Raw genomic sequence first — 11,374 nt, 5'->3', positions numbered from 1 at the left:
TAACGATGTTCGAGAGGTTCACCGACCGCGCGCGGCGGGTTGTCGTCCTGGCTCAGGAAGAAGCCCGGATGCTCAACCACAACTACATCGGCACCGAGCACATCCTCCTGGGCCTGATCCACGAGGGTGAGGGTGTCGCCGCCAAGGCCCTTGAGAGCCTCGGGATTTCGCTCGAGGCGGTCCGCCAGCAGGTGGAGGAGATCATCGGGCAGGGCCAGCAGGCCCCGTCGGGTCACATCCCCTTCACCCCCCGTGCCAAGAAGGTCCTGGAGCTGTCGCTCCGCGAGGCCCTTCAGCTCGGTCACAACTACATCGGCACCGAGCACATCCTGCTCGGCCTGATCCGCGAGGGCGAGGGCGTCGCCGCCCAGGTCCTGGTCAAGCTGGGTGCCGACCTCAACCGGGTGCGGCAGCAGGTCATCCAGCTGCTCTCCGGCTACCAGGGCAAGGAGACCGCCACCGCCGGTGGTCCCGCCGAGGGCACGCCCTCCACGTCCCTGGTCCTCGACCAGTTCGGCCGGAACCTCACCCAGGCCGCTCGTGAGACCAAGCTCGACCCGGTCATCGGGCGCGAGAAGGAGATCGAGCGGGTCATGCAGGTGCTGTCCCGCCGCACCAAGAACAACCCGGTCCTCATCGGCGAGCCCGGCGTCGGCAAGACCGCCGTCGTCGAGGGCCTCGCGCAGGCCATCGTCAAGGGCGAGGTGCCCGAGACCCTCAAGGACAAGCACCTCTACACCCTGGACCTCGGCGCGCTGGTCGCCGGCTCCCGCTACCGCGGTGACTTCGAGGAGCGCCTGAAGAAGGTCCTCAAGGAGATCCGCACCCGCGGCGACATCATCCTGTTCATCGACGAGCTGCACACGCTGGTCGGTGCGGGTGCCGCCGAGGGCGCCATCGACGCCGCCTCGATCCTGAAGCCGATGCTGGCCCGCGGTGAGCTGCAGACCATCGGTGCGACCACGCTGGACGAGTACCGCAAGCACCTGGAGAAGGACGCGGCCCTCGAGCGCCGCTTCCAGCCCATCCAGGTCGCGGAGCCGTCGCTGCCGCACACGATCGAGATCCTCAAGGGCCTGCGCGACCGCTACGAGGCGCACCACCGCGTCTCCATCACGGACGAGGCGCTGGTCCAGGCGGCCACCCTGGCCGACCGGTACATCTCGGACCGCTTCCTGCCGGACAAGGCGATCGACCTGATCGACGAGGCCGGTTCCCGGATGCGCATCCGCCGGATGACCGCGCCGCCGGACCTGCGCGAGTTCGACGAGAAGATCGCCGGCGTCCGCCGCGACAAGGAGTCCGCGATCGACTCGCAGGACTTCGAGAAGGCCGCCTCCCTTCGCGACAAGGAGAAGCAGCTCCTCGCCGCCAAGGCCAAGCGGGAGAAGGAGTGGAAGGCCGGCGACATGGACGTCGTCGCCGAGGTCGACGGCGAGCTGATCGCCGAGGTCCTCGCGACCGCGACCGGCATCCCGGTCTTCAAGCTCACGGAGGAGGAGTCGTCCCGCCTGCTGCGCATGGAGGACGAGCTCCACAAGCGGGTCATCGGCCAGAAGGACGCCGTCAAGGCGCTCTCGAAGGCGATCCGCCGCACCCGTGCCGGCCTGAAGGACCCGAAGCGTCCCGGTGGCTCGTTCATCTTCGCCGGTCCGTCCGGTGTCGGTAAGACCGAGCTGTCCAAGGCGCTCGCCGAGTTCCTCTTCGGTGACGAGGACGCGCTGATCTCCCTCGACATGTCGGAGTTCAGCGAGAAGCACACGGTGTCGCGACTCTTCGGTTCGCCCCCCGGTTACGTGGGCTACGAGGAGGGCGGCCAGCTGACCGAGAAGGTCCGCCGCAAGCCGTTCTCCGTCGTCCTCTTCGACGAGGTCGAGAAGGCCCACCCGGACATCTTCAACTCGCTGCTGCAGATCCTGGAGGACGGTCGCCTGACCGACTCCCAGGGCCGGGTCGTGGACTTCAAGAACACGGTCATCATCATGACGACCAACCTCGGCACCCGGGACATCTCCAAGGGCTTCAACCTGGGCTTCGCCGCCGCGGGCGACACGAAGACCAACTACGAGCGCATGAAGAACAAGGTGTCGGACGAGCTCAAGCAGCACTTCCGCCCCGAGTTCCTCAACCGCGTCGACGACGTCGTCGTCTTCCCGCAGCTGACCCAGGACGACATCCTGCAGATCGTCGACCTGATGATCGGCAAGGTCGACGAGCGCCTGAAGGACCGGGACATGGGCATCGAGCTCTCCCAGTCCGCCAAGGAGCTGCTGTCCAAGAAGGGCTACGACCCGGTGCTGGGCGCGCGTCCGCTGCGTCGCACGATCCAGCGCGAGATCGAGGACTCGCTGTCGGAGAAGATCCTCTTCGGCGAGCTGCGTCCCGGTCACATCGTGGTCGTGGACACCGAGGGCGAGGGCGAGGCCAAGACCTTCACCTTCCGGGGTGAGGAGAAGTCGGCCCTCCCCGACGTCCCGCCGATCGAGCAGGCGGCGGGCGGCACGGGCCCGAACCTGAGCAAGGAGGCGTAGCCCTCCGGGGTGAGCCTGGAAAGGGGCTGCCCGGGACTTCGGTCCCGGGTGGCCCCTTTCTCTTTTCCTGTCAGGTCCGGGTGATCTCGGCCCGGGGGAAGAGGGCGGTGAACCGGGCGGTGTCGCGGTCGCGGGCGCCGATCAGGTGGAGGTGGCGCACCCCGGGAAGAGGGGACAGCGTGTCCGGGACGCTGTCGAGGAGCGAGGCGCCCAGCGTCAGGTAGGACAGCCGCGGCAGCCGGGACAGCTCCGTCCAGTCAGTGATCGTGACCTGGGGGCCGGGCAGGCTGAGTGCTGTCAGTGAGGACCAGTGGGACAGGCCGCGAAGGCCGGTGCCCTCGGTGGCACCCGGGCCGAGGTAGAGCTGCTGTAGGGACGCTCCTGTGGGGAGGGAGTCGGTCAGGCGGGTGCCCGGGAGCCGCTTCAGTACCGACAGATGCCGGAGCGACCCCAGCTCGTTCAGGCCGGTGAGATCGGTGCTGCCGGCGATGGAGAGGCTTTCCAGCGGGAGGGAGTTCAGGCGTGTCAAGCCCCGTGCGGCCCCGCAGCTGTACAGCGCCAGGTGGCGCAGCGCGCCGAAAACGGACAGGGCGCCCAGGTCGGTCAGTTCCGGGTTGTTGAAGAAGCCGAGTTCCTCTACCGCGCCTGGGTCGGGCACGCAGGCGAGGATGTCGTTCCCGGCGTGCGCGCCGCGGAACCAGAGCTGCTTCCACGGCCGCATGCTCGCGACAGCGGCGCGCTGTGCCGGGGTTGTACAGGTCAGGAGCAGTTCCGTCCGGTCCAGGTGGTCCAGCACCTCCGTCGCGTACTGCCGCGCTTCGAAGCGGTCCCAGGTGCCCACCAGCTGGCGCCGCACGTCCAGCGCCGGATGCTCGCGGAAGCGGCGCAGCACGGCCAGCGCCCCGGTCGGCTCGTGCGAGGCCAGCAGCGAGGCGGCGACGACCACCCCGTGCGCCTCCGCGTCCGTCAGGCCCTCCGGACCAGGCAGCAGCTCCAGCACCAGCGGTCCCGCCTCCGCCAGCGCCCGCGCGTCCTCCTTCGACCGGGGCGGGATCAGCGTCCCCGCCCGCGTCTCCACCTCCGTCCGTACCACCGGGTCCAGGGCGGTGGCGTGTTCCAGGCAGGCCAGGGCCAGCAGGGTCAGGCGGGGGGTGTCCTCCGCCAGGAGCCGCCGGAGGAGGACCGCGCGCTCGCGGGGCCGGGCGTGGGCCACCGCCATGCGGATGACGTCCTCCCACTGGGTGTCGTGGGCGTGGCCGGCCAGGACGTCGAGGTGGCCCTCCTCCACCGCGTACCGGGCGCCCAGGTAGTCCTGGAAGGTGCGGTGGACGAAGTGCAGGACGCCCTCGGCCGGCTGGCGCAGCAGGCCGCTGCGCAGGAGCAGGGTCCGCAGCACGGCCGCCGCGTCGCCCTGTCCCGCCGCCGAGGCGACCGAGGGCAGGGCGCGCTCCACGATGCCCTCGGCCGTCTCCAGCTCCATCTCCGTGCGCCCGCTCAGCACGAGCGCGTACGCCAGCCGCTGGAGCAGCTCCAGTTGGGCCTCCTCGCCCAGCTCCATCGTCTCCATGCCGCGTTCCCGGTCCCGGCGGGCGAGGAGCATGGTGAGGGCGGCGTCGTACAACTCCTTGCGGCCGGTGGGGAGGTAGCCGCGCCGCTCGCGGTGCAGGGCGCAGATCAGGCCGCACATCAGCGGGTTGGTGGCGAGGCGGGCCAGGTCGCGCTTGGTGCGCAGGGCGTCGAGCAGTTTCGCCTCGTACTCCGGGGCCTGCGCGGCGGTGTGCCAGCGCCGCACGAACGTCGCGACGTCGGCCGGCCGCATCGGGGTCAGGGCGAGTTCCCGGAAGCCCTCGGCGGCCAGCCAGTCGGGGCGTACGGCGGTGGGGCGGGAGGTGAGCAGCCAGCGGTTGCCGGGGAAGGCGCGGACGAGGGCGAGCAGCCAGTCGCGGGTGCGGTGCCGGTCGGCGGCGGGGATCTCGTCCAGGCCGTCGACGAGGAGCAGGCCCCTCCCGGTGGCCAGCACGCGCTCGGCCCAGCCGTCGGGCGGGGTGAGCGGGCAGCCCACGGCGGTGAGGAACGCGGCGGGGGAGGGCAGCGCGCCGGCCCGGACCAGGGTGCGCAGGGGCAGGACGTACGGGATGCGGTCGCCGTCGCGCGCGGCGGTCACCGCCAGCCACTGGACGAGGGTCGTCTTGCCGGAGCCGGCGTCACCGCGCAGCAGTACGCGGTCGTGGGCGGTGAGGGCGTCCTCGGCGGGGAGACGGACGGCCACGGGGGTGGCGAGGTGTTCCTCCGGCAGGGAGGCGGGCCGTTCCCCGTCGGTGGTCGCCTCCAGGCTCAGATAGGCGACTTCGAGGGGCCAGCGGTCGGGGGAGTCGCGCAGGTCGAGGCCGTAGATGGTGAGGTGGTTGTGGCGCTCGGCGACGTAGGGCAGGTAGTGGCGTTCGAAGGCGGTGTCGCGGGTGTCCGGGCGCGGGGTGCGGGCGATCAACTCGTCGACCTTGGCGATGAGTTCGGCCTGGGCGCGGGTCTGTTCCACCAGGGTGCGGGCGACGAAGGTGGAGCGGCGGGTGAAGAACTCCAGGATGTGCAGGCAGGCCCACTCGGTGGCGGAGTCCAGGAAATGGCAGGCGTCGGCGGACAGGCCGTCACCGGTCCCGGCGGCATGGCGCCGCAGCAGGCGGGCCAGTTCGCGGTGGCCCAGACGCACCGCCTGGACGTCGTCCATGTCCAGGTCGCCGAGGGCGGACAGACGGGCCGTCAGGGCGTCGGTGACGGCCTCGGTCTCGTCGGGCGGGAAGGGCGGCTCGCCGGGGGAGTCCAGGGACGCCCCGACCAGCCGCCCGGCGAGCCCCCGGACCTCCGCGTCGCCCAGGGTGCGCTGTTCGCCGCGGAAGGAGACCAGGCGGGTCAGGCGGACCGGCCGGTCGACCAGTCCGGCGCCCGGGCCGTCCGTGACGAACAGCTTCTTCACCAGGGAGGCGACCAGAGCGGACGCCAACCTCCCACCCAGTACCGCCGGTTCCATGTGCCACCCCCGTGGTCGTTCGACCACGGGAGCCTATCGGGCGTCAGGACAACTGGCCGTCGTAGTCGGGGAGCTTGAACGTCTTCTCGGCGTGGCCGCCCGACAGGTCGGTGGGGGTGTTGCCGATGTTGGCGATGATCGTGTACCCCATCGACTCGATGCGGGCGCGCTGCGCGGTCTTGTACTCGGCCACGTTGCGGAACAGGTCGAAGAACCCGCGGACGTAGAGGCCGGAGGACTCGTAGCCGGCGTGGTCGAGGTTCCACTCGGTGGGCGCCTGGATGATGCCCGGGCGGGCGGTCACGAAGAAGAGGGCGACGCCGTGTTCCTGGGCGTACCGGGCGGCCTCCAGGACCGGGCGGTTGGCGGGCTGGGGGTAGCTGAAGCCGAAGTCGGTCTCCAGGGACGTGTTGTCGACGTCGAGGACGATGGCCTGCTTCTCGCCCGGGGCGGCGTCGGCGATCCGCTCCTTCAGGTACGGCAGTGCCTGGTCCATCACGGCCCGGCAGTCCCGCTGCCAGGTGGCGTAGTCGACCTCGGCGGCAGGGGCAGCGGCAGCGGTGGCGGTGGTCGTGGAGGGCGTGGCGGGGGCCGCGTCGGCCGGGGTGACGGCCAGGGCGAGCGCCGCCGCGGTGACGGTGGCCGTACCGAGGGCCCGGGTCCACACGGGGCCGGGGCGTCCCGCCCGGCCGGTCCGCTCGGCCCGCTCGGTCTGTCCGGCCTGCCTGGTCTGTCCGTTCCGTTCGGTCATGGGGGTGGCGTCCTCTCCTGCCTGCGCGGATGCCCGGCGGCACCCAGGTTGACGCGAGCATGTTCGCGTCGGCGGGTGGCGGGAGGGCGACGAAGGGGTTACCGGGCGGTAGTGGTGCCTCGGGAGCGCCGGTCGGTGTGGCCCCGGACACGTTCCGGGGCGGTCGAACCGCCTTCGGCGAGTGCCGTGTTGGCCGGAAGCGGGGTAGCCCGGGTCACATTCGCGGGGGTCCCGGCACCGGCTCCCGGTGACGTGCCGCACAGGGGTTCTGCCCTGTACTACCTGGAATAGTCGACGCCGCGAGAACTACGAAAACGGACGTATCGCCCGGAGGAAGGGGCTGGTTTCCGGGCTTCTGAGCTGCTTTTGTCCGGAATGGGGGGTCTGTCGAGAAGCGGTTGGTTTCGCGCTTAAGTACTACATAGCGTCGTAGGTCACACCTTTGTGCGATTCGGGTCCGGCGGGTTACCAAGGTTGAGCCCGCCCGGCGAGTGCCTGTGCATCCGGCCGGAGGGGCGTTCCTGTGTTCCCGTCCCCATGAGGTTCGAATGTTCTCGCGTGTCACGTCCCGCTCTTCCCGCACGACCACCGTCCGTACCCGCGCCGCCGTGATGGCCGCCGGCCTCGGAGCCTCGGTCGCGCTGGGAGCAGGGGTCGCGGCCGCCAGCGGCACCACGGCGGCCACCGGCAGCACCACCGTCGCGAACGCCGTGCAGGCCCAGGCGGCCGCCCAGGCCAAGGCGGCGAAGGCCGAGAAGGCCGCGGCGAGCGCCAAGAAGACCGCCGCCACGAAGAAGGCCGCCTCCTGGGTGGACCCGGTCAAGAAGTACACGCTCACCGCGAAGTTCGCCCAGAACGGTGGCATGTGGGCGCACAAGCACAGCGGCCAGGACTTCGCCGTGCCGATCGGCACCGACGTCGTGGCGGCCCACGGCGGCACCGTCGTCAAGGCCGGCGGCAACGGCGCCGGTGACGGCCCCGCCTACGGCAACGCCATCGTCATCAAGCACGGCAACGGCACGTACTCCCAGTACGCCCACCTGTCCCGGATCGACGTGAAGATCGGCCAGATCGTGAAGACCGGCCAGCACATCGCCAAGTCCGGCAACACCGGTAACTCCAGCGGTCCGCACCTGCACTTCGAGATCCGCACGACCCCGAACTACGGCTCCGCCGTCGACCCGGTCGCCTTCCTGCGCGCCCACGGCGTGACCGTCTGAGCATGACGGACGCGGCCCGGCCGGCGAAGCCCGGCGGGACTGCTGCGTGACCGGCCGGACACGGCCGGTCACGCACTCTCCGGCCCCGGTACGCCCGGGCACCCGGTGGACCACGACCCCGAGAACGGCCCCCCGCCGCTTCCCGGGGTCGTTCCGTTCCCCCGGAGAGCGCCCCCCGCCGCCCGGCGGCGACCGCTAGGAGCGGGTGGCGGTCGCGCAGTCGTCGTCCGTGGCCGCCGTGCCGCCGCTCGCGTCGAGCGGCTCGCTGCGGTCGTACGGATCGATCCGGCGGTCCCGGTCGGCCGGCTGCTCGCCGGCCGTGCCGAAGGGCGGCACGAAGTAGCCGGTCGGAGCGGAGCAGCCGCCGTTGGTCATGTCGAGCGCGTACGAGACGAGAGACATCGTGCCCGGTTCGGTGATGACCTTGTCCGGGTCGTCCCAGCTCATCACCACTTCGCGCCGCACGATCGTACGGACGACCTCGGCGTCCGGCCCGTCGTCGCCCGCCGGGGAGACCGGGTACACGAAGGTGACGTCCGCCGTCACCTCGACCGCTCCCCGCTTCCCCTCCCGGTACGTGAGCCGGCCGCGGGTCTTGACCACGTCACCGACCAGCCGGGCCTGCTCCGGACGGAAGCGGCTGAACAGCAGCAGCGGGTCGGTCTTCGCGGTGGGCGTCTTCGACGACAGGGCGGTACGGAGGTACTCCTGGACGTCCTTCTGGTGCGGGTTCAGCAGCGCGATCGCCTTCACGGGCCGCTCGCCGCGCAGCACGCCGGGGTCGAGGCCCGCGGCCACCAGGAAGTCCCGGCTCTGCCGCAGTGCCCGCTCGACCTGGGCGGCGTCCATCCAGCCGGTCGCCCTGGCCGGTGGCACCGTGATGCCCGCCGCGCCGTCGGCCCAGCGTGCGGCGGGGGAGCCACGGAAGGGTTCGGCGGGGGTGGGGCGCAGACCCGGCTCGGCACCGGGCGCCTCCCGCGGGGCTTCCGACTCCGCCGCCATCGGCGCCCCGCCCTGCCCGCCGTCGTCACCGCCGAACCAGCCGGCGACCTGCTGCGGGAAGAGCCCCACGACCAGGAGGGCCACGACCACCACCAGCCCGGTCACGTACCGGCCCGTCCTGCGGCGGGGCCGGGCCGGTGAGTACGTACGCCAGCCCTCCGGCTGCCCGGAACGCCCCCGCAGCCGCCGCTCCACCTCACGGGCGCGCGCCGACGGCTCCACGGGGGCCCCGGCCGCCCCCGTCATCGATTCACGGAGGAACCGCTCCCATTCCTCGTCCGGCACGGACGACCCGTCCTTCCCCCCGGTCCCGCTCACACCGCACTCCCGTTCCCGCTCGATGGCCCGACGCCCGACGCTCGGTGGTCCGACGCCCGATGGCTCAGTGCCCGATGGTTCGACCGCCCGGCAGCCCGAACGGTTGTCCGTGCGCCGGGCGATCGAGAGTCGCCCGCATGATCGCACGAGCGGGCCGCCGGCAGGCCGTCGCGCGGTCCGCCGGAACGGGACGGGGTACGGGCGTGACGGACGGCGGCAGGCCTCCGGGGCCGGCCCCCCGCCCGCAGGGCCTCGGGCCTCAGACCCCGGGGCCCGGCCGGTCCGGGAGGATCGGGTAGCTGCCGGTGCTGGTGGGGGCGTGTTCCGGGAGCCACAGCACGGCGACCGCGCCCTCGGCCGGGATGTGCGCGGGGGCGCCGGCGGGCCGGACGTTGCGGAAGGTGAGCCGGGCGCCCAGCACCCGGGCCTGTCCGGCGGCGATGGTCAGGCCGAGGCCGTGTCCGCGGCCGGCCCGGTCGGCGCTGCCGGTGCGGAAGCGGCTCGGGCCGTCGGCGAGCAGGTCCTCGGGGAAGCCGGGGCCGTGGTCGCGGACCCGGATCACCCGGCCCTCGACGCTGACCTCGACGGGCGGCCTGCCGTGCCGGGCGGCGTTGGCGAGCAGGTTGATCAGTACGCGTTCCAGGCGGCGCGGGTCGGTGGTGACCTCCGACTCGTGCACCACCCGCACCCGCACGTCCGGGTCCTTGGCCGCCACCCGCCGGGACACGAAGTCGCCCAGCATGATGTCCTGCAGCTCGGCCCGCTCCGAGGCGCCGTCCAGCCGGGCCACCTCCAGGACGTCCTCCACCAGCGTGCGCATGGCCTTCGCCCGGTCCAGCACCAGCTCCGTCGGCCGGCCCGGCGGCAGCAGCTCGGCCGCGGTCAGCAGGCCGGTCACCGGGGTGCGCAGTTCGTGCGCGATGTCCGCGGTGACCCGGCGCTCCGCCTCCAGGCGCTGCTGCAGGGCGTCCGCCATCGCGTCCACGGCGCTCGCGAGGTCGTCGGTCTCGTCGCGGACGACGCCGCCGATGGCGTCCCGGACGCGGACGCCGCCCTCGCCCCTGGCCACCTCGTTTGCCGCGGCCGCGGCCTTGCGCAGCCGGCGGGAGAGCTGCCCGCCGATGAGCACGCCGAGCGCGCTGCCGCCGACGACGACCGCGATGGAGCCGATGACCAGCGCCTGGTCGAGATCCTCGAGGATGTCGGCGCTGCGGTCGGTGAAGCCGGAGTGCAGGGACATCACGTGCCCGTCCTTGAGCGGAACGGCGGCCCAGATGTCCGTCACCCCGTCCGCCCGCTCGGAGACGTACGTCGCCCTGCGCCCGTCCTCGACCTTCTCCCGCAGCCCGGCCGGCAGCTCGGGGTCGTCGATCCGGGCGTTCGGGAAGTTCAGCCGCCCGGACAGCTCGTAGTTGCGCTGGGCGATCACGACCCGGTCGTCGGCGAGATCACGCGCGTTGTCCAGCATCGACACCCGGGCGGCGTTGTGCACGACCAGGCTCAGCGCGACCGCCACCAGCGCGCCGACCAGCGCGATGGCCGCGCTCAGCTTCCACCGCAGCCCCGTACGGATGCCCGCGCGCCGCCGCAGCGAGACGGCCAGGCGTCGGACACGGCCCTGGAGATACCCCCGCATGACGTCGCTCAGGCCTTCAGCTTGTAGCCGAAGCCGCGGACCGTCTCGATACGGTCCTGGCCGATCTTGGTGCGCAGCCGCTGCACATGGACGTCGACGACGCGGGTGTCACCGCCCCAGCCGTAGTCCCACACGCGCTCCAGGAGTCTGTCGCGCGAGAGCACCGTGCCCGGCGCGGCGGAGAACTCCAGCAGCAGCCGCATCTCGGTGGGCGTGAGCGCCACCGGCCGCCCGGCCCGCCGCACCTCCATGCCGTCGGTGTCCACCACCAGCTCGCCGAAGGTGAGCACGCCCCCGGTGCCGGGCCCGGCACCCGCGTCCGGCCGGCCGTCGCCGCCCGCGTGGCCGAAACGGCGCAGCACCGCGCGGATCCGGGCCACCAGGACGGCCCCGTCGAAGGGCTTGGTGACGTAGTCGTCGGCGCCCGCCTCCAGTCCCAGCACGACATCGATGGAGTCCGCCCGCGCCGACAGCATGATCACGGGCACGGTGGACGCGTCCCGGATCCGGCGGCACAGGCTCACCCCGTCGAGGCCGGGGAGCATGACGTCCAGCAGCGCGATGTCCGGGCGGTCGGCGCGGAACGCCTCCAGGCCCGACAGCCCGTCGGGCATCGCGGTGACCGCGAAGCCGTCCCGCTCCAGGGCGAGCTGCGTGGCCTCGCGGATGACGTCGTCGTCCTCGACGAACAGGACGTGGGTCTGGTCTGCCATCCCGGTGCTCTCAGTCCTCGTGGTCATGGTCGGTTGCGGGCACGGTCACGTTCACGGCCGCTCACGTTCACGATCGGTCGCGAACGCGGTCACGTACGGTCACGGAAACGGTCGCCGTACGCCAGTGCGGACACTTGGCAGACGCACGGCGCGCGCACCGCGTTCCTTCCCTCATCGT

At 72.2% G+C, this 11,374-nt stretch carries 7 protein-coding genes; 2 read left to right on the top strand and 5 right to left on the bottom strand.

Annotation, left to right across the window (positions count from 1 at the left end; genetic code table 11):
- Positions 1-5 precede the first annotated feature (5 nt).
- Positions 6-2,531 (top strand): ATP-dependent Clp protease ATP-binding subunit, encoded by a 2,526-nt coding sequence (locus tag ACFYOJ_RS07730; protein WP_356551261.1) that lies wholly within the window; start codon positions 6-8, stop codon positions 2,529-2,531.
- 70 nt (positions 2,532-2,601) lie between these two features.
- Here ACFYOJ_RS07730 and ACFYOJ_RS07725 read toward each other — a convergent pair whose 3' ends face one another.
- Entirely contained in the window at positions 2,602-5,556 is a 2,955-nt protein-coding gene (locus ACFYOJ_RS07725) for an NACHT domain-containing protein (protein WP_356551259.1), read from the bottom strand.
- Positions 5,557-5,599: 43 nt separating this feature from the next.
- Complete coding sequence (locus tag ACFYOJ_RS07720; RefSeq protein ID WP_356551258.1) at positions 5,600-6,307, bottom strand: HAD family acid phosphatase; 708 nt, start codon at positions 6,305-6,307, stop codon at positions 5,600-5,602.
- A gap of 548 nt (positions 6,308-6,855) precedes the next feature.
- Between ACFYOJ_RS07720 and ACFYOJ_RS07715 the strand changes: the two genes are divergently transcribed.
- Positions 6,856-7,527 (top strand): M23 family metallopeptidase, encoded by a 672-nt coding sequence (locus ACFYOJ_RS07715; protein ID WP_356551256.1) that lies wholly within the window; start codon positions 6,856-6,858, stop codon positions 7,525-7,527.
- A gap of 195 nt (positions 7,528-7,722) precedes the next feature.
- Here ACFYOJ_RS07715 and ACFYOJ_RS07710 read toward each other — a convergent pair whose 3' ends face one another.
- The 3 genes from ACFYOJ_RS07710 to cseB form a co-directional block, all read right to left on the bottom strand.
- On the bottom strand, positions 7,723-8,814 hold the full coding sequence (locus ACFYOJ_RS07710; RefSeq protein WP_356551255.1) for a hypothetical protein: 1,092 nt from the start codon (positions 8,812-8,814) through the stop codon (positions 7,723-7,725).
- Between the two features lie 292 nt (positions 8,815-9,106).
- On the bottom strand, positions 9,107-10,483 hold the full coding sequence (cseC, locus tag ACFYOJ_RS07705; RefSeq protein ID WP_356551254.1) for a two-component system sensor histidine kinase CseC: 1,377 nt from the start codon (positions 10,481-10,483) through the stop codon (positions 9,107-9,109).
- Between the two features lie 8 nt (positions 10,484-10,491).
- Complete coding sequence (gene cseB, locus ACFYOJ_RS07700) at positions 10,492-11,196, bottom strand: two-component system response regulator CseB (protein WP_356551252.1); 705 nt, start codon at positions 11,194-11,196, stop codon at positions 10,492-10,494.
- Positions 11,197-11,374 lie beyond the last annotated feature (178 nt).

Source organism: Streptomyces sp. NPDC006384 (assembly GCF_042870695.1).
In the GTDB taxonomy this organism is placed as follows: domain Bacteria; phylum Actinomycetota; class Actinomycetes; order Streptomycetales; family Streptomycetaceae; genus Streptomyces.
The sequence above is the reverse complement of the archived record's forward strand: the minus strand, read 5'-3'. Positions and strand labels throughout refer to the sequence as shown.

What these genes read in the sequence shown, in the direction of transcription:
- ACFYOJ_RS07720 (WP_356551258.1), bottom strand. Translation starts at nt 6,307, where the DNA reads ATGACCGAACGGAACGGACAGACCAGGCAGGCCGGACAGACCGAGCGG.
- cseC (WP_356551254.1), bottom strand. Translation starts at nt 10,483, where the DNA reads ATGCGGGGGTATCTCCAGGGCCGTGTCCGACGCCTGGCCGTCTCGCTG.
- ACFYOJ_RS07725 (WP_356551259.1), bottom strand. Translation starts at nt 5,556, where the DNA reads ATGGAACCGGCGGTACTGGGTGGGAGGTTGGCGTCCGCTCTGGTCGCC.
- ACFYOJ_RS07730 (WP_356551261.1), top strand. Translation starts at nt 6, where the DNA reads ATGTTCGAGAGGTTCACCGACCGCGCGCGGCGGGTTGTCGTCCTGGCT.
- cseB (WP_356551252.1), bottom strand. Translation starts at nt 11,196, where the DNA reads ATGGCAGACCAGACCCACGTCCTGTTCGTCGAGGACGACGACGTCATC.
- ACFYOJ_RS07715 (WP_356551256.1), top strand. Translation starts at nt 6,856, where the DNA reads ATGTTCTCGCGTGTCACGTCCCGCTCTTCCCGCACGACCACCGTCCGT.